At 65.5% G+C, this 17,857-nt stretch carries 14 protein-coding genes and 1 pseudogene; 8 read left to right on the top strand and 7 right to left on the bottom strand.

What is annotated here, in order from left to right:
• Positions 1 to 695: aminotransferase class III-fold pyridoxal phosphate-dependent enzyme (locus Q8Q83_RS13790; RefSeq protein ID WP_305624623.1), on the bottom strand; the 695-nt coding region annotated here is incomplete at its 3' end.
• 260 nt (positions 696 to 955) lie between these two features.
• On the opposite strand from Q8Q83_RS13790, the gene Q8Q83_RS13785 reads away from it, so the two are divergent.
• From Q8Q83_RS13785 to Q8Q83_RS13775, 3 genes are all read left to right on the top strand, one after another.
• The gene (locus tag Q8Q83_RS13785; RefSeq protein WP_305624621.1) at positions 956 to 1,603 is read left to right on the top strand and encodes a GntR family transcriptional regulator; all 648 of its coding nucleotides are present in this window, start codon (positions 956 to 958) and stop codon (positions 1,601 to 1,603) included.
• 114 nt (positions 1,604 to 1,717) lie between these two features.
• Entirely contained in the window at positions 1,718 to 3,322 is a 1,605-nt protein-coding gene (locus Q8Q83_RS13780; RefSeq protein ID WP_305624619.1) for a tetratricopeptide repeat-containing response regulator, read from the top strand.
• Positions 3,319 to 4,011, top strand: coding sequence for a sensor histidine kinase KdpD (locus Q8Q83_RS13775; protein WP_305624617.1), 693 nt, complete (start codon positions 3,319 to 3,321; stop codon positions 4,009 to 4,011). The genes Q8Q83_RS13780 and Q8Q83_RS13775 overlap by 4 nt, the downstream gene beginning before the upstream one ends.
• A gap of 254 nt (positions 4,012 to 4,265) precedes the next feature.
• Here Q8Q83_RS13775 and Q8Q83_RS13770 read toward each other — a convergent pair whose 3' ends face one another.
• Positions 4,266 to 4,676, bottom strand: a complete 411-nt coding sequence (locus Q8Q83_RS13770; protein ID WP_305624616.1) for an SMI1/KNR4 family protein — start codon at positions 4,674 to 4,676, stop codon at positions 4,266 to 4,268.
• 135 nt (positions 4,677 to 4,811) lie between these two features.
• On the opposite strand from Q8Q83_RS13770, the gene Q8Q83_RS13765 reads away from it, so the two are divergent.
• Positions 4,812 to 5,378 carry a hypothetical protein gene (locus Q8Q83_RS13765; RefSeq protein WP_305624614.1) on the top strand — a complete coding sequence of 189 codons (567 nt, stop codon included), beginning with the start codon at positions 4,812 to 4,814 and terminating at the stop codon, positions 5,376 to 5,378.
• Positions 5,379 to 5,630: 252 nt separating this feature from the next.
• On the opposite strand, the gene Q8Q83_RS13760 is transcribed toward Q8Q83_RS13765, so the two are convergent.
• From Q8Q83_RS13760 to uvrD, 4 genes are all read right to left on the bottom strand, one after another.
• The gene (locus Q8Q83_RS13760) at positions 5,631 to 6,071 is read right to left on the bottom strand and encodes a hypothetical protein (RefSeq protein ID WP_305624612.1); all 441 of its coding nucleotides are present in this window, start codon (positions 6,069 to 6,071) and stop codon (positions 5,631 to 5,633) included.
• Between the two features lie 199 nt (positions 6,072 to 6,270).
• Positions 6,271 to 7,116: a Tim44 domain-containing protein gene (locus tag Q8Q83_RS13755; RefSeq protein WP_305624610.1), complete on the bottom strand. Its 846-nt coding sequence runs from the start codon at positions 7,114 to 7,116 to the stop codon at positions 6,271 to 6,273.
• 223 nt (positions 7,117 to 7,339) lie between these two features.
• The gene (locus Q8Q83_RS13750; protein ID WP_305624608.1) at positions 7,340 to 7,918 is read right to left on the bottom strand and encodes a TetR/AcrR family transcriptional regulator; all 579 of its coding nucleotides are present in this window, start codon (positions 7,916 to 7,918) and stop codon (positions 7,340 to 7,342) included.
• Positions 7,919 to 8,028: 110 nt separating this feature from the next.
• Complete coding sequence (gene uvrD, locus Q8Q83_RS13745; protein ID WP_305624606.1) at positions 8,029 to 10,218, bottom strand: DNA helicase II; 2,190 nt, start codon at positions 10,216 to 10,218, stop codon at positions 8,029 to 8,031.
• A 224-nt stretch (positions 10,219 to 10,442) separates the two neighbouring features.
• On the opposite strand from uvrD, the gene Q8Q83_RS13740 reads away from it, so the two are divergent.
• From Q8Q83_RS13740 to Q8Q83_RS13730, 3 genes are all read left to right on the top strand, one after another.
• Positions 10,443 to 13,325 (top strand): bifunctional diguanylate cyclase/phosphodiesterase, encoded by a 2,883-nt coding sequence (locus tag Q8Q83_RS13740; protein WP_305624604.1) that lies wholly within the window; start codon positions 10,443 to 10,445, stop codon positions 13,323 to 13,325.
• 84 nt (positions 13,326 to 13,409) lie between these two features.
• Positions 13,410 to 14,399: an MBL fold metallo-hydrolase gene (locus tag Q8Q83_RS13735; RefSeq protein WP_305624603.1), complete on the top strand. Its 990-nt coding sequence runs from the start codon at positions 13,410 to 13,412 to the stop codon at positions 14,397 to 14,399.
• Between the two features lie 66 nt (positions 14,400 to 14,465).
• On the top strand, positions 14,466 to 15,728 hold the full coding sequence (locus Q8Q83_RS13730) for an MFS transporter (RefSeq protein WP_305624601.1): 1,263 nt from the start codon (positions 14,466 to 14,468) through the stop codon (positions 15,726 to 15,728).
• Between the two features lies 1 nt (position 15,729).
• Here the strand turns inward: Q8Q83_RS13730 and zwf are convergent, their stop codons facing one another.
• Entirely contained in the window at positions 15,730 to 17,154 is a 1,425-nt protein-coding gene (gene zwf / locus Q8Q83_RS13725; RefSeq protein ID WP_305624624.1) for a glucose-6-phosphate dehydrogenase, read from the bottom strand.
• Between the two features lie 172 nt (positions 17,155 to 17,326).
• Here zwf and Q8Q83_RS13720 point away from each other — a divergent pair.
• A pseudogene (locus Q8Q83_RS13720) lies at positions 17,327 to 17,857 on the top strand (transcriptional regulator); the annotation flags it as partial.

The following is a 17,857-nucleotide window of genomic DNA, read 5'->3' as shown; positions in this document are numbered from 1 at the left end:
ATGCCGATATTGGTCATCGCCGGCTCGCACAGCAGGGCGCACACGTCGCCCTGGGCCAGTGCGGCTTCCAATGCTTCGACATCGTTAAACGGGATCGAGCGGCTGTACTGGGTCAGGTCATAGGCCTGGCCGATCAGGCCGCTGCGCGGCACGGTTTCGCCGTCGCGATGGCGCACCATCACATCATCCACCGTGCCGTGGTAGCAGCCGTCGAACACCAGCAGGGTCTTGCGCTGGGTGATCGCCCGCGCCCAGCGCAGCACGTAGCGGTTGGAGTCGGTGGCGGTGGCGGTGACCTGCCAGAACGGCAGGCCGAAGCGCGCGGCCAGCAGCTCGCCGCAGACCACCGCGTCCTCGCCCGGCAGCATGCTGGTCAGGCCGTTGCCCGCCTGCTCGGCGATGGCCCGGGCTATCGGCTCCGGCGAGTGGCCGAACATGCTGCCGGTGTCGCCCAGGCAGAAGTCGATGTACGCGTGGCCGTCGACGTCATAGAAGCGCGCGCCCTTGGCCCGCTCGACGAACAGCGGCACCGGGGTCGACCAGTCGGCCATCCAGTGCATCGGCACGCCGCCGTACAGGGACTTGCGCGCCCGTTCGGCCAGGGCCACGGACTTCGGGTTGCGCGCGATGAAACGCTCCCGCTCGCGGCTGGCGAAAGTTGCTACGGCGGCTGGGCTGATACCACTGGCAGTCATGCTGAACACCTCGTTCGAATATCCGTACATGCTCTTTTGTGATCACAAATAAGTCAATACTGTGTTTTTTCTCGGTATAAATTACAGTTGCGCCTTATTTTGTGATCACAAAGAAATGCTTCTCTAAAAAGCACCCTGGGCCTTGGGTAGCGGCGTCAAGCCCTGCCAAGGCGTGCCATGACCCTCTGGAGAACCCCATGCATGACTGCCTGCTGACCCTCAGCCAACTCCCGGCGCCGCCGCGGCGAGGCTGCTGAACCATGGCCGACAACCTGCAAGACCAGCTCTATCAACAAATTCGTGAGGCCTTGCTGGCCGGGCGTTTCCAGCCTGGCGAACGGCTGAAGATCCGCGGCCTGGCTGCCGCCTGGGGTACCAGCCCGATGCCGGTGCGCGGCGCGCTGCAACGCCTGGTGGCTGAAGGCGCGCTGGAAGGCGAGCCGCAGCGCTCGGTGCGGGTGCCGGCTATGACCCGCGAGCGTTTCCAGCAGCTGTTCGAGGTGCGCCTGAGCCTGGAAGGCCTGGCCGTGGAGCTGGCGGCCAGCCGCATCAGCCAGGCCGAGCTGGAGCAGTTGCACGGCTGCATCGAGCGCATGGAAGTGGCGCTGGAGCAGCGCGATGTGCAGGCCTATCTGGCGGACAACAGCCAGTTTCACCTGTGCCTCTACCGCGCCTGCGCCAACCCTATTCTGCTGCGCATGATCGAGTCCTTGTGGTTGCAGGTCGGGCCCTTCTTCAACCGGTTGTTTACCCAGGCTGACCTGTCGTTGCGCCTCAACGACTTCCACGAACAGGCATTCAAGGCTTTGCAAGCCGGCGATGGCAAGGCCGCGCGCCAGGCCATGGAGCAGGATCTGAGCTTCTTCGGCCAGTTTCTGCTGAGCCTGCTGGACCTTGAGCAGGACTAGGCCGCGTTGCGGCCAGGCGCGCCGTGCCCCGCGCCTGGCGAGCCCTTGGCGGGCAACTACACTGAGGCGAGAACTACACGGCATAGCTGCCGAGTGCGCATAAGGATCTGTTCGATGCAGGACTACAGTGGTAAGCGCTTTCTGGTGGTCGACGACTTTTCCGACTTCCGCAGCTCGGTCAAGGCCATGCTCGCGGACATGGGCGGCAAGGACGTGGATGTGGCCGACCGCGGCGAGGACACGCTGCAGATGTGCCGCACCAAGCGCTACGACATCATCCTGCACGACTACAACCTGGGCAGCGGCAAGAACGGCCAACAGGTGCTGGAAGAACTGATGGCCGGCAAGCTGATCAGCCACCAGTGCATCTTCGTCATGGTCACCGCCGAAAGCAGCCAGGCCATGGTCCTCAGCGCCCTGGAGCACGAGCCGGACGCCTACCTGACCAAGCCCTTCAACCGCGCCAGCCTGGCCCAACGCCTGGACAAGCTGGTGGAGCGCAAGACCGCGCTCAAGCCGATTCTGCAAGCCCTCGACAAGCAGGAACCGGCCGCGGTGCTGGCAGCCTGCGAGAGCCTCAGCCAGGAAGACAAGCGCTACGCGCCGCTGTGCCTGCGTTACCAGGCCGGAGCCCTGCGCGAGCTGGGCCGCCTCGACGAGCTGGAAGGCCTGCTCAGCGGCGTGCTGGCCGAGCGTCCGCTGCCCTGGGCCTATGTCGCCCTGGGCGCGCTGTTGCATAAGCGCGGCGACCTGGAACGGGCCAAGGCCCTCTACGAACAGGGCCTGCAGGCCTTCCCCATGCTGCCCGCGCTGTATGACGGCCTGGCCGCGGTGCTGCTGGCCCAGGGCGAGAGCAAGCGCGCCCAGCAGACCCTGGAAAGTGCGATAAAACTCTCGCCGCTGGCGATTCGCCGGCAGATGCAACTGGGCAAGCTGGCCCTGGATAACGAGGACTTCGGCAGCGCCAGCAAGGCCTACCGGCAAGCTATGGAGCAGGGCCGCACCTCGCGCTTCAAGAGCCCGGAAAATTACCTGGGCCTGGCCCAGGCGCTGACCGGCCAGGCCGGCGACGGCAGCCTGGACAAGCGCGTGCAGAGCGAAATCAACCAGGCCCTGGGCGAACTGGACAAGAGCTACAGCGACGACAAGGCCTTGCAGCTGCGCTCGCGCCTGGCCCTGGCGAGCAGCCTGATGAAATCCGGCGAACCGGCGCGGGCGGCCAAGCTGGCGGAAGAGGCGGTCGCCGGCCTGGCCGAGCTGCCGCAGTTCTTCGCCGCCGAGGCGGCGCTCAAGGTGGCCAGCCAGTTGCGCCAGTTGGGCCAGGCGCAAGCCGGCGATGCGCTACTGAAAAGCTGCGTGGAAATCTACGGCGACGACCCGGCGGTGATGCAGGGCGTGGCGCGGCAGACCGATAACGCGGAGATCCTCGGCGGCGGCAAGGAGGCGCTGGAGCTCAACCGCCAGGGCGTGCGCTGCTACCAGCAGAAACAGTTCGACGAGGCCCTGGCGCTGTTTCGCCGAGCCCTGGCGTTGCAGCCGAAAAATATCAGCATCGCCCTCAACACCGCGCAGTCGCTGCTGCGCCTGGGTGGCGAGCAGGCGCCCGCCGAGTTGCTCGCCGAGTGCCGGCGCTGCCTGGAGGCGGTGAGCGTGATGCCCGACAGCGACCCGCGCTATGAGCGCTACCAGCAATTGCGGCGCAAGGCATTCGAGCAATGAGCGACGAACCCGGCGGGCTGGATTTCTCCACGGTGATCGCCTCCACCGTGCATGACATGAAGAACTCCCTGGCCCTGCTGATGCAGGCGCACAGCCAATGGCAGGCACAACTGCCGCGGCAACACCAGCACGGCCAGGCGCAAGGCATCATCGAGTACGAGTTCGCCCGCCTCAACGGCATGCTGGTGCAGCTGCTCGGGCTGTACAAGCTGGGGGTCAACCAGCTGCCGCTGCGTCCGGCATACCACGAGCTGGAGGACTTTATCGAGGCCCAGCTGGCGCGCCATCAGGAGGTGCTGCAGAGCCGCCAGATCAGCGCCCGTTGCGAGGTCGAGGAGTTCGGCCTGCTGGGTTTCTTCGACCAGGAACTGCTCGGCTCGGTGGTGGCCAACATCATCACCAACTCCATCCGCTACGCCCGCAGCAACCTGCTGGTGCGCGCCTGGCAGGAGCAGGAATGCCTGGTCCTGGCCATCTGCGACGATGGCCAAGGCTATCCGCAGCCGATGATCGCCCAGCAGTCCAACTATGTGCTGAGCCTCAACCACAGCACCGGCAGCACCGGCCTGGGCCTGTACTTCGCCGGTCGCATCGCCGAGCTGCACGAACGCCAGGGCCTGCGCGGACATATCGAAATCGCCAACGGCGGCCCCCTGGGCGGCGGGGTGTTTCGTATCTATCTGCCTTGAAGGGCTATTGCGCCTCTGCGCTGTTGCTCAGATCTTGTTCACGATCTCGCGAGCTAGAGTCCTGCAAGGCGCTACGTTAGTAACAGCCTTCGGCTGGTCAAAAGAGGCGAGGAAGCGGAGTGTACTTTTGTACATGAGCATTACTCGTTTCACTCGCCCTTCGGGTCGCGCTAAAGCGCGTTAGCCGCAAGCGGCTTGCCGAGCCTGTTTTTAACGCAGCAGGGCCGACGCGCAGCAGATCGTAAAAACGGCTCTTAGCTTTCCAGCCAGACGTCGCGCACCCAGTGCCACACCGACTCCCAGGTTTCTTCCTCGCTGACTTCGCCGGTGTCGCTTTCCCACAGCACGACTGTGCCGTCCAGTTCGACGCAGTAGTAGTTGCCGTGGTCTTCGCAGATCGGCACCAGCTCGCGGGACACGCCCAGGGACCAGGCCACCGAGGCGACTTCCGGCAGGTAGGTGTGCGAGTGCGGATCGGTGACTGTGACCGGTTCCAGGCGGCCGTAGACCACGTCGCTGACCTTGAGGAGGAATTCGCGCAGCTCGAACGGCAGGTTGATCAGGATCTGCTCCTCGATCTCCACCAGCAGCTCCTCCTCCGGCAACTCCAGCGGCACTGGCACGGGTTCGTTCAATTCGCGCAGTTGTTCGATCACTTCTTCCACGGGCTAAGCCTCCTGGATAGGGGGAAATTCGGGTGCGTCTTATACCCTAGCCGAGCGCAGGCAAACAGGCGATCGGGTGTTATTGTGTCGCTTAAGCAGTGCGTCATTTGTTGAGCGCCACAAAACGGTCTAGTCATGAAAAGCCAAACTGAAGATCTCGAAGGCGGTTCGCTCAGTGAAGAGCAACGTCTGCAATTGCTGACCAGCGCGGGTCGGCGCAATCGCCTGATTATGTTTGCCTTGGCCGCGGTGTTGGGCAGCCTGATGCTGCTGTCGGCCGGGCTCAATCTGTATGGCCTGATGGGCTCCGGCGATGGGCCGCGAGTCGAGGCCCTGGAAAAGCAGGTGGCGCGTCTGGAACAACAGTTGGCCACCCAGCAGACGGCCCTGAGCAATCAGGAGGAGTTGCTCGCCAGCCAGCAGGCCAATCAGCTGACCGGCATGTTCGAGCGGGCCGAGAACCCGGACAGCATCGCCGAGGTGAGCAAGGTGCTGCAGGCCCAGGAAACCGATTATCAGCAGGTGATGCAGGGCCTCAAGGCCGGTATGGCGGAGCTGGCCAATATGTTGCCGGGCTCGCGCAGTTGGCTGAGCTTTTACAGCGAGGCGATCGATCGCGCCCAGGTGAACAGCCGCAAGCGCAGTGAAAATATCCGCGCCTGGAGCGAAAAAGCCAAGCAGCCACCCGCCAAGACGCCTTAGAACTTGTTCACGATCTCGCGAGCTAGAGATAAACGGTGGCGCAACGACCAACGGGAGTAACAGCCAAAGGCTGGCCCGCAGGGCAAGCGCCAGCGAGTAAAACGGCCGAGGAAGCGGAGTTTACGAGCTGTAAATGAGCATGACCGTTTCACTCGCCCTTTGGGTCGCGCTGAAGCGCGTTAGCCGCAAGCGGCTTGCCGAGGTCGTTTTCAACGCCGTTTAGCCGACGCGCAGCAGATCGTGAACAGGTTCTTAGTCAGGTTGGCTGGCGCGCGCCATCAGGCGGGCATCGAGCAGGGCGTGGTGAGGGATGGCCTGCTCATCCAGGTCGCCGAGTAGGTCGATCTGCTCGCGGCAACCCAGCACGTTCTGCGGCAGGCCATCGCGGCCGAGCAGTTCCAGCAGCAGTGGCCAGTCCCAGGCCAAGGCGTCGCTGACTATTTCCACCTCGCCCTGCTCCAGCAGAAAGCGCTGCAAGGCCAGGCGCGCCGCCTCGCGGCTGTGGCCATAACGGCTGGCATCCAGCTGCGGCAGCACTATCTCGACGACGAATGGCGAGCAATCGGCGAGGCTCCAGCCCTCCTCGAGTTCGACATAGAACTCCACGCCATCGGCCTCGACCAAGGCCAGGCTGATCAGCCGGCGATCCAGGCTGAGGCGGGTAAATTCGGTATCCAGATAAAGCGTGCGCATGGGGACGATCCAGTGGGGGCGAGACGGAGCCGCGTGGGCTCCGTCCAATATGGAAGAAGGCCGGTTTATTGCCATCCAGATCGCGGAAGTAGCCGGCGTGGAAGCCTGCCCCGACTTTGCGCCGCTAAGCCGGCGCTACAAAAGTTATAGCCAAAGAAAACCCGGGACTAGCCCGGGTTTTCTTTTATCGCTGTGCTGCTTAGCCGTTCTGGCGGATACCGGCTACCAGCCAGGGCTGGTTGTCGCCGACTGCACGCTCCAGGCGCCAGCTTTCGCTGAAGGCTTCGCCCTGGTCGAAGCGCGAGGTCTTGGCCACGCCGCTGAAGGTCAGGGTGGCGACCGTCTTGTCGCTGAGGTCGTCGACGCCGTCCAGTTGCGCCTCCAGGTTGTCGATATAGGTGGACTGGAAGCCCTCACCCAGGTCGGCCCGCTCGCGCGTGAGGAACTCCAGCATCTGCGGGGTGACGAACTCGGCGATCTTCTCCATTTCGTTGGCATCCCAGTGCTGCTGCAGGCTGAGGAAGTGCTCGCGGCCGACGCTGACAAAGTTTTCCTGGTTGAACCAGGCCGGCGCGTTGATCACCGGTTTGCTCGCCGCGGCGCTGGCGCCACCGAAGATCGAGGTCGGCGCAGCTTGCGCCGGCATCTCGCGCTGGTACGGCGCGCCACCGGCGGCCGCGGGCTGGGCCTGGCGGCGACGGGCGGCGAGGAAACGGAACAGCAGGAAGGCGATCAGGCCGAAGATCAGCATGTCCATGATCTGCAGGCCTTCGAAGCCGTCACCCATAAACATCGAGGCCAGCAGGCCACCGGCGGCCAAACCGGCCAAGGGGCCCAACCAGCGCGAAGCACCGCTGGTGGCGGCAGGTTGGCGAGCGGTGGTCGGCGCAGTGGCGCTTTGCTGGGTCGGCGCCTGGCGGGTCTGGTGGCTAGGTGCTGCGCCAAAGGATTTGCCGCCGCCCAGGCGTCTGGCTTCGGCATCGAAACTCATGGTAAGGCCCAGGCTCAGGCACATGGCCAGAGCAATGCTGAGAAAACGCTGCATGTTGTGCTGTCTCTTGGTAGTTGGAACGCTGCGCGGCATCTTGCCCGGCAGCGCCGGCAAAGGCCAGCCATAGAATGTTTCCGGCTTTTGCTCGTGCGCTATCCGTATGGCGGGCATGTGCCTGTAGGTTGGGTTTGTAGGTTGGGTTGAGGAGCGCAGCGACGAAGCCCAACATAGCGTCTCTTGCAAGTATCGCGTTGGGCTTCGCGCAGCTCAGCCCAACCTACCGGCGCAGCAGCACTATTAGCGGCCCGCAGCGCAGCTGACGGCGCAGCAGGGCGCGGAACTCGGCGGGGTCTTCCTCGGGGTGGCGCAACCAGTGGATAAAGCTGCGCAGGTAGACGCCGCTCAGCAGGCTTTCCTCGGCGATGCGTGACAGGTGCAGGCTTTGCCGTTGCGCGGCCTCGCGCCACCACTGCACGGTGCGGCTGATGCGCAGCAGGCCGAGGATTTGTAAGTGGATATGCGCCGGCTCCAGCTTGTATAGCAGCATCTGCCCGGTGACTGCGCGGTGCGCCGCCAGGCTGTCGAGCCAGGCCATCAGCAGTTCCTCCAGGCGCTTGGCCGGCTCCAGGGTCGGCAGGTCGGCGGCCTTGCCACGCGCCAGCAGGGCCTGGTCGGCGCGGTCGAACCAGGCTTCCACCAGCTGGTCCTTGTCCCGGTAATGGCTGGCGATTGCGTCCAGGCCGACGTCCAACTGGGCGGCCACATCGAACAGGTGCAGGCGCTCCCAGCCGCAGGCATCGGCCAACTGCAGGGCGCTGTCGAGAATCTGTTGGGCGGAGACGTTTGCGGTTTTCATCGGCTCACCTCGCCAAGCAGTATGGGCCGCGAGCGCAGAAGGGCAGGCCACAAACGACAAACGGAACCCCAAGGTTCCGCTGCTGACGGAATAGAACTACGACCCTTGCGTTACAGCGCTTCCAGCTTGGCGTAGCTAAGCATCAGCCATTTGCTGCCTTCGCTTTCGAAGTTCACCTGCACCCGGGCCTGGGCCCCGGAGCCCTCGAAGTTGAGGATGGTGCCCTCGCCGAATAGTGAGTGTTGCACCCGCTGGCCCAGATTGAAGCCGGTGTCCGGCACGGCGCTGCCGGCAAATAGATTGCCGCCGCCCATATTGCGGCTGACCGCGCCGAACGGCCGGCTGACGCTATTGGACAGGCGCACTTCCTGGATCAGCGGCGGCGGAATCTCGCGGACGAAGCGCGACACCTTGTTATAGGTCTCGCTGCCATACAGGCGGCGGGTCTCGGCGTAGGTGATGACCAGTTTGCTCATGGCCCGGGTGATGCCGACATAGGCCAGGCGGCGTTCCTCTTCCAGGCGGCCGGGTTCTTCCAGGCTCATCTTGTGCGGGAACAGGCCTTCTTCCATGCCCACCAGGAACACCTGGGGGAACTCCAGGCCCTTGGCGCTGTGCAGGGTCATCAGCTGCACGCTGTCTTCGTTTTCCGCCGCCTGGGTGTCGCCGGCTTCCAGCGAGGCATGGCTGAGGAAGGCCTGCAGCGGGCTCAGCTCGTCTTCTTCGTTGTTCTCGAAGGCGCGGGCGGCGCTGACCAGCTCCTCGAGGTTTTCCACCCGGGCCTGGGCCTTCTCGCCTTTTTCCGCCTGGTGGTAGGCGATCAGCCCGCTCTGTTCGATCACCGTCTGGGTCATCAGGTGCAGTGGCATGCTCAGCACCTTGGCCGCGAGCAGCTCGATCAGCTCGACAAAGCCGGCCAGAGCCCCCGAGGCGCGGCCGGGCAGGGCCTTGTTGGCGACCATCAGGCGGATGGCCTCCCACATCGATACGTCATGCCCGCGGGCGTAGTCGCGGATCGCCTCGACGCTCTTCTCGCCTATGCCGCGCGCCGGCACGTTGATCACCCGCTCCAGCGCCGCGTCGTTGCCGCGGCCGTCGAGCAGGCGCAGGTAGGCCATGGCGTTCTTGATCTCGGCGCGTTCGAAGAAGCGCTGGCCGCCGTAGATACGGTAGGGAATCTTCTCGCGCAGCAGCGCCTCTTCGAGCACCCGCGACTGGGCGTTGGAGCGGTAGAGGATGGCGATTTCGCTGCGCTTGCGGCCGTCCTTGCGCAGGGCGTCCTCGATCGACTCGACCACGTAGCGCGCTTCGTCGTGCTCGTTGAACGCCGAGTACAGGCTGATCGGCTCGCCGTCGCCGTCTTCGGTCCACAGTTCCTTGCCCAGACGGCCCTGGTTGTTGGCGATCAGCGCGTTGGCGGCCTTGAGGATGCCGGCGGTGGAGCGGTAGTTCTGCTCCAGGCGGATCACTTCGGCGTCGGCAAAGTCGTCGGAGAACTGCTGGATATTCTCGATCTTCGCCCCGCGCCAGCCGTAGATCGACTGGTCGTCGTCGCCCACCACCATCAGGCTGTCGCCGCCCCTGGCGAGCAAACGCAACCAGGCGTACTGCACGGCGTTGGTGTCCTGGAACTCGTCCACCAGGATATGCCGGAAGCGCCGCTGGTAGTGCTCCAGCAGGCCCGGCTTGTCGCGCCACAGGTCGAGGGCGCGCAGCAGCAGTTCGGAGAAGTCGATCACCCCGGCGCGGGCGCAGGCGGCCTCGTAGGCTTCGTAGATCTTCAGCATGGTGGCGAGGAACAGGTCGCCGCCAGGCTGGCTATGCTGGGGGCGCAGGCCTTCGTCTTTCTGCCCGTTGATAAACCACTGAGCCTGGCGCGGCGGCCAGCGCTGCTCGTCCAGGCCCAGCTCGCGGATCACCCGCTTGACCAGGCGCTGCTGGTCGTCGGAGTCGAGAATCTGGAAGTTCTCGGCCAGCCCCGCTTCCTGCCAATGGGCGCGCAGCAGGCGGTGGGCCAGGCCGTGGAAGGTGCCGACCCACATGCCGGCCGGGTTCTGCCCGAGCATCTGCTCGATGCGCGCGCGCATCTCGGCGGCGGCCTTGTTGGTGAAGGTCACCGACAGGATGCTGTGGGGCGAGGCGCGTTCGATCTGGATCAACCAGGCGATACGGTGCACCAGCACCCGGGTCTTGCCGGAGCCGGCACCGGCCAGTACCAGTTGGCGGCCCACGCGGGCGGCTACGGCCTGGCGCTGGGCATCGTTGAGAGAGGCGATCAGGAGTTCGGGGTCATTTTGCATCGCGGCATTCTAGGGGGCGGCCGCAGGCAGGGCAAACCGCTTGTCTGTCAGCCAGTGCGTGCAGACCGACGGTAGGGCAGCGGATGGGGTCTGGTTAAGCGGGCGCAGGACTGATCAAAAGTTGGGCATTCGCACTGTGAATTGGCGCACATCTGTATTGGGCGAGCGGTCTGGCTCGGGTATGCTCCGCCAACATTAAGGCACCCATTACAAGAAAATCGCCTGTGACTGCACCGACTTCATTTGCCGCTGCAAGTGACCTGACGCTGAACTCCGGGAAGGAGATAGCGCAAGCCTTTGCCACGGATATAGCCGCCGAGCGCACCCGTTTGCTCTATCAGGGCTCGCGCGTGCCGACCCTGTTTATGCTGCTCAACGGCGCGGCCTGCGCCCTGCTGTTGTGGGACGTGCTGGCGCACGGGCTGCTCGCCGGCTGGCTGGTCTGGCTGGTGCTGCTGGCGGTGCTGCGCCTGGTGCAGGTGCGCGCCTTCGATAACACCCCGCCCAGCCGCCAGGCCGAACCCTTCTGGCGCACGCGTTTCCTCCTCGGCGCCGGTGCCTCCGGGCTGACCCTGGCGTTTGCCGCGGTGTTTCTGGTGCCGGCCGATGTGTTCCATCTGCAGGCCCTGGTCTACGGCCTGATTGCCGCGGCCATTCTCTCCGCCAGCGTCGCCTATGCCGTCAGCCGCTCGGCCTTCCTCTCCTTCGCCTTGCCCTGCCTGCTGCCCGCGGTGGCTTACCTGTTGCTCAGTGGCAGCAGCCAGTTGCGCGGCTGGGGCGTGCTCGGCTTGATCCTGCTGGTGTCGCTGCTGGTGGTGGCCTGGCAGGTCAATCGCCTGGTGCAGCGCAGCCTGCTGCAGCGCTTTCACAATCAGGCGCTGATCAGCCACCTGGAGCAGGCCAAACAGCAGGCCGAGGGCCTGAATGGCGAGCTGGCCCACGAAGTGGAGCAGCGCCGCCGCGCCGAGCGCGAGTTGCGCAGCGCCCACGACGAGCTGGAAATGCGCGTGACCGAGCGCACCCTGGAGCTGGATGCCGCCACCCATGCCCTGAGCAAGAGCCAGACGCGCCTGAGCCTGGCCATCGAGGCCAGCGAGTTGGGCCTGTGGGACTGGAACCTGCAAAGCGACCAGGTGCACCACTCGCGGCTCAAGGAAATCTTCGGCCTGGAGCCGGGCGAGGTGCAGGTGATGCTGCGCGACCTCAAGCCGCGCCTGCACCCGGACGACTTGCCGGTGCTGCGCCGCGCCCTGGTCGAGCATATGAAGGGGCGCAGCGACGGCTATCAGGTGGAATACCGGATCAAGCACGCCGCCGGCCACTGGGTGTGGATCGAGGACCGCGGCCGCGCGGTGGAGCGCGCCGCCGATGGCCGGGTGCTGCGCATGCTCGGCACGCGTCGCGATATCAGCGCGCGCAAGCTGCAGGAAGAACAGCAGCGGCTGTCCGCCACGGTGTTCGAGGCGGCCAGCGAAGGCATAGTCATACTCGACCCGGATTACCGCCTGCTGGCGGTCAACCAGGCGTTCAGCCAGGTCACCGGCTATCGCCGCGAAGATGTCCTCGGACGCAGCATCGCGGTGCTGGTCAGCAGCCGCGAGACGCGCCGCCAGTACCAGCTGATTCGCCTGGAGCTGGAGCAGCGCGGCAGCTGGCAGGGCGAGCTGATCGAGACGCGCAAGAATGGCGAACTCTATCCGCAGTGGCTGCAACTCAATGTGGTGCGCGACTCGCGGGGCAATGTCAGCCATATAGTGGGCTTCTTCGCCGATCTGTCGTCGCGCCGCGAGGCCGAGGAGCGCCTGCGCTACCTGTCGCACTATGACGAGCTGACCGGCCTGGCCAACCGCAGCCTGTTCAAGGAGCGCCTGCACGAGGCCAGCCAGCGCGCGCGGCAGAGCGGGCGCAGCATCGCCCTGCTGCATATCGACCTGGACCGTTTCAAGCTGCTCAACGACAGCCTCGGCCATGAAGTGGCCGACCAGCTGCTGCGTCAGATCAGCCGGCGCCTGACCCAGACGGTGTCCGAGGCCGACTGCATAGCGCGGCTGTCCGGCGACGAGTTCGCCGTGCTGCTCGACTCCTACGGCAGCCTGTCCAGCCTGGCGCGCCTGGCCAGCCGGCTGTTGAGCAAGCTGCGCATGCCGATGACGGTCGGCGGCCACGAGCTGGTGGTCAGCGCCTCCCTGGGCATCAGCCTGCTGCCGGACAACGCGCGGGAAATTTCCGCCCTGGTCAGCCAGGCCAATATGGCCATGCAGCATGCCAAGCACCTGGGCGGCAACACCTTCCAGTTCTTCACCGACAACCTGCAGGCCTGCACCCTGGAGCGTTTGCAACTGGAAAACCAGCTGCGCAAGGCGATCGACGAACACCAGCTGGAGGTGTTCTACCAGCCCAAGCTGTGCCTGGCCGACGACAGCCTGAACGCCGCCGAGGCGCTGGTGCGCTGGCGCCATCCCGAGCTGGGGCTGGTGCCGCCCAGCGACTTTATCGGCCTGGCCGAGGAAACCGGGCTGATCGGCGCCATCGGCGAGTTCGTCCTGCGCCAGGCCTGCCAGCAGGCGCGCGAGTGGCAACTGCAGGGGCTGGCGCAGATCCGCGTGTCGGTGAATTTGTCGGTGCACCAACTGCGCCAGGGCAATCTGGTCAGTCTGGTGCGCCAGGTGCTGGATGAAACCGGCCTGGCCTCGCATTTCCTCGAGCTGGAGCTGACCGAAAGCCAGCTGCTGGACAACGTCGAGAACGTCATCGCCACCTTCCAGCAGCTGCGCGACATGGGGGTCAAGCTGGCGATCGATGACTTCGGCACCGGCTACTCTTCGCTCAGCTACCTCAAGCGCTTCCCGGTGGATTACGTGAAGATCGACCAGACCTTTATCCGCGACCTGACCCCGGGCAGCGAGGATGCCGCCATCACCCGGGCGATCATCGCCATGGCCCACAGCCTGGAGCTCAAGGTGGTGGCCGAGGGCGTGGAAACCCAGAGCCAGATGGACTTCCTCAAGAGCCAGCGCTGCGACGAGATCCAGGGTTACCTGATCAGCAAGCCGGTGCCGGCGGAGCAGTTCGCCTGTCTATTGCGCGATCAGGCGCGGCTGTTCTGACGGAGTTCGCCAGCCGGTCCTAAGTTGGGTGACGCGGCGGGCCCGTAGGCCTTAGCTTGCTCGACCGCCTAAAGGAGATGGTCGATGTTGCGCTACCTGCTCGTGTTGTCCTTGCTGCTCGCCGGGTGCGCGCAGAACCCCGCCGGCTTGCCGTTGTGGCAGGACCGCGAAGCGGCCCCACCGAGCCTGCAGTACCTGGGCGTGGGCGGCTATCTGTTGCGCTGGCGGGGCGAGGCGCTGCTGTTCGCGCCGTCCTTCAGCAACCCCGCCAGCCTGGGCCAGCCGCCGCTGCTGGTGGCGGCCGATACGGCCAAGATCGATCAACTGATGCCCGCGGCCGCCAACGTCAGCATGCTGCTGGTGGGCCATGCGCACTACGACCATCTGCTGGATGTGCCGCATATACTGCAAAGGCACAGCCCCCAGGCCAAGGTCTATGGCTCCAAGACCATGGGCCATATCCTCGCCGCGGTGATCCCGCGCTCGCGCATAGTCGATGCCGAAAGCGCGATGGCGGTGGGTGCGACGCCCGGCCAGTGGTTCTATTCGCCGCAGCGCCGGCTGCGCGCCATGGCCATCAAGAGCGAGCACGCGCCGCATCTGTTCGGCATCAAATTGCTGACCGGCAGCTATACGGAGGATTTGCCCGAGTTGCCGCGCAGCACCTTCGGCTGGAAAGAAGGCCAGACCCTCGCCTGGCTGGTCGACCTGCTGGATGCGCAGGGCCGGCCGCTGTATCGCATCCACTACCAGGACGCCGCCAGCACGCCGCCCCTGGGCCTGCCGCCGCAGCTGCCGGACAGCAAGCGGGTGGATGTCGCGGTGCTCTGCGTCGGCGCCTGGCAGCAGGCTGCGGCCTACCCCCAGGTGCTGCTGCAACGCCTGCAACCGCGCCTGGCGGTGCTCGGACACTGGGAAGACTTCTTCGGCAACGATCCGCGCCAACCGCAGGGCCTGCGCCTGCAGGACATCCGCGGCATGCTGGCGCAGACCCGGGCCAATCTTCCCGCCGACGGCAGCCTAAAGTTGCCGGTGCCCTTTGCCCAGATTCCTTTGCCACTCTTACAACCCTGAGTCGGGGCTTGTGTCGGCCAGGCGCCGCCCGCTACTGTCGCGAGCTCCGTACTGCGAGACGCACCCATGTCGCAACCCGATAGCCGCCCAGCCAATGCCAGCCTGATTCTGCTGGCCTCGCTGTATTGCGCCCAGGGCCTGCCCTCGGGGCTGCTGGCCCATTCGTTGCCGGTGTTGCTGCGCCAGCATGGTGTGGATCTGGCGCTGATCGGCCTGCTCAAGTTGCTGGCGCTGCCCTGGCTGCTCAAGGTGCTTTGGGCTCCCTGGGTCGATCGCCTGGCCTCCAGGCGCCTGGGCCATCACCGTGGCTGGATACTGCCGCTGCAACTGGGCGTCATCGGCCTGCTCGCGGCCCTGGCGCTGATGGATCCACAGCGGCTATTCGACAGCCAGTTCCTCTTGCTGATCGGTCTGTTGCTGCTGATCAACCTAGCCGCCGCGACCCAGGACATCGCCACCGACGGCCTCTGCGTGCGCCTGCTGCCGGAGCGCTGGCGCGGCCTGGGCAACAGCCTGCAGGTCGGCGGCTACAAGGTCGGCATGCTGGTCAGCGGCAGCGGCCTGCTGCTGGCCATGGATGTGCTCGGCTGGCAGCTGAGTCTGGGCCTGGTGGCGGCCTTGCTGGTGTTGATGACAGTGCCGGTCTGGCGCTTCGCCGAGAACCGCCAGCTGCCGTTCCAGCCCGCCCTGGCCGAACCGGCGGGGCCGGGCCTGCTGCTGCGGCATTACCGCGGCCTGCTGGCGCAGCCGGGCATGCTGCTATGGCTGGCGGTATTGCTCAGCTTCAAGCTGGGCGATGCCCTGGGTTCGCCGATGATCAAGCCGATGCTGGTGGACCAGGGCTGGAGCAATGCCGAGCTGGGCCAGCTGACCCTGATCAGCAGCCTGGCCGGTATCGGTGGCGCCTTGCTCGGCGGCCTGCTCTATGCGCGGATCGGCGCCTTGCGCGCCCTGCTGCTGTTCGGCCTGCTGCAGGCGGCGGGCATCGCCGCCATGGCCTGGCTGGTCGGCGCCGGCGGGCAGTTCGGCCTGGTTTATGCGGTGGCGCTGTTCGAGCAGATCGCCGATGGCATGTCCACCGTGGCGCTGTTCGCCGTGATGATGCGCCAGTGCCGGCCTGAGCATGAAGGCGCCGACTTTACCCTGCAGGCCAGCGTGCAGCTGCTGTTGGCCGGGCTGGTCGGTGCCAGCAGCGGCCTGCTGGCCCAATGGCTGGGCTACCAGGCCTTGTTCCTCGGCGCCGGGGCGCTTGGGCTGTTGGCACTACTGGTGGTGCTGCGGTATTTCCTGCGGGTGCCGCCATTGGTGCGTGGCGAGCCGCAGCGCTGAGCTACTCCATCCACTGCCGGCCATGGCGTTCCAGCAGGTTCTGCAGCTGCTCCGGGCCGTTGCTGCCGGCCGGGTAGGGCCGCGGGCTCTGGTAGTGCTGGTGCCAGCCCTTGATGATCGGGTCGATCCAGCGCCAGGCCGCTTCCACCTCGTCGCGGCGCATAAACAGGGTGGAGTCGCCCTCTATCACGTCCAGCAGCAGGCGCTCGTAGGCGTCCCAGCGGCGCTGCGGGTGGAAGGCGTCGGCCAGGTTGAGGTCGAGCTCCACCGGCTTCAGGCGCATGCCCTTGCCCGGACTCTTGCTCATCAGTTGCAGGCTGATGCGCTCTTCCGGCTGCAGGCGGATCAGCAGGCGGTTGGCTTCGCCCTCGCCGAACAGCTGGTGCGGCACCGGCTTGAACTGGATCAGGATCTCCGAGGTCTTGCGCGCCAAGCGTTTGCCGGTGCGCAGGTAGAAGGGCACCCCGGCCCAGCGCCAGATGTCGCTCTGCGCCTGCACGGCGACAAAGGTCTCGGTATCGCTGTCGTTATCCACATTCTTTTCGAAGTAGTAGGCCGGCACTTCCTGGCCGCCGATCTTGCCGGCTCCGTATTGGCCGCGCACGGTCTTGTCCTGCACATCCAGACCGCCGATGGGCTGCAGCGCCTCGAGGATTTTCACCTTCTCGTTGCGCACCGCCTCGGCGTCGAAACGCACAGGTGCCTCCATGGCCACCAGGCAGAGCAGCTGCAGCAGGTGGTTCTGCACCATGTCGCGCATGGCCCCGGCCTTGTCGTAGTAGGCCCCACGGTTTTCCACGCCGAGGGTCTCGCACACGCTGATCTGCACATGGTCGATATGCCCGGCGCGCCAGATCGGCTCGAACAGGGCATTGGCGAAGCGCAGTGCCATCAGGTTCTGCACGGTCTCCTTGCCCAGGTAGTGGTCGATGCGGAATACCCGCGACTCGTCGAACACCGCGCCTATGGCGGCGTTGATCGCCTGGGCCGACTCCAGCGAATGGCCTATGGGCTTTTCCAGCACGATGCGCGCCTTGGGCCCGGCCAGGTTGGCGACCTTCAGGTACGCGGCGATGTCCTCGAACAGATCCGGCGCGGTGGCCAGGTAGTAGATGCGCACCCGCTCGGGGTCGCTGCCCAGGCGCTGGCCCAAGCGGCCGAAGTCGGCGCTCTGGCTGGCGTCCATGGCGAAGTAGTCGAGGCGGGCGGCGAAGCTGGCCCAGCTATCGTTGTCGAAGTCGGCGCGCGCCACCTGGGCACGGCAATGGCGCTCGGCCAGGGCCTGAAAGGCTTCGCGGCTGTGCGCACGGCGGGCCAGGGCGAGAATCCGCGTATCGCCATGCAGGCGGCGGGCGCGATGCAGGTGGTAGAGCGCCGGCAGCAGTTTATGCAGGGCCAGATCGCCGGTGCCGCCAAACACCAGCATGTCGCAGGGAATGCTCAAGGTGGGAACTCCGACTCGGTTTACCGTGCGGGGGTGGCGGCCATGTAGTATAACTACAAGGTCACTACAACCCGTCGTGCGCCGATCATAACCGAGTCATGACTCCCAAGAGGCGTGCTTGATGGATTCGCTAGCTAAAATCGAGCCTATTTCTGTGAACTTGTTGCAGCACATTGCCCAGTCGCGTCATCTATTACGCAAGTCGGAACTCAAGGTCGCCGACCATGTTTTGCTCGACCCGGCGTCGGTGATGCACAGCTCCATGGCCGAACTGGCCCACAGCGTGGGGATCAGCGAGCCGACCATCGTGCGTTTCTGCCGCGCCATCGGCTGCACCGGCTTCCAGGATCTCAAGCTCAAGCTGGCGCAGAGCCTGGCCGCCGGCGCCAGTTTCGGCCAGTTCGCCATCCATGAAGACGACTCGGTAGCCGACTTTAGCCTGAAGATCTTCGACACCACCCTGCACACCCTGATCGAGGTGCGCGAGAAGCTCGACACCCAGGCCCTGCAGCAGGCCATCGCCGCCATCGCCAACGCCCAGCGCGTGGAGTTCTACGGTTTCGGCGCCTCCGGTGCGGTGGCGGCGGACGCCCAGCACAAGTTCTTCCGCCTGCTGCTGACCGCGGCGGCCTATTCCGACCCGCATATGCAGGCGATGAGCGCGGTGACCCTGAAGCCCACCGAC

The sequence above is a fragment of the Pseudomonas sp. genome, from assembly GCF_030696055.1.
In the GTDB taxonomy this organism is placed as follows: Bacteria; Pseudomonadota; Gammaproteobacteria; order Pseudomonadales; family Pseudomonadaceae; genus Aquipseudomonas.
This window is presented reverse-complemented; position numbering and strand designations above follow the sequence as displayed.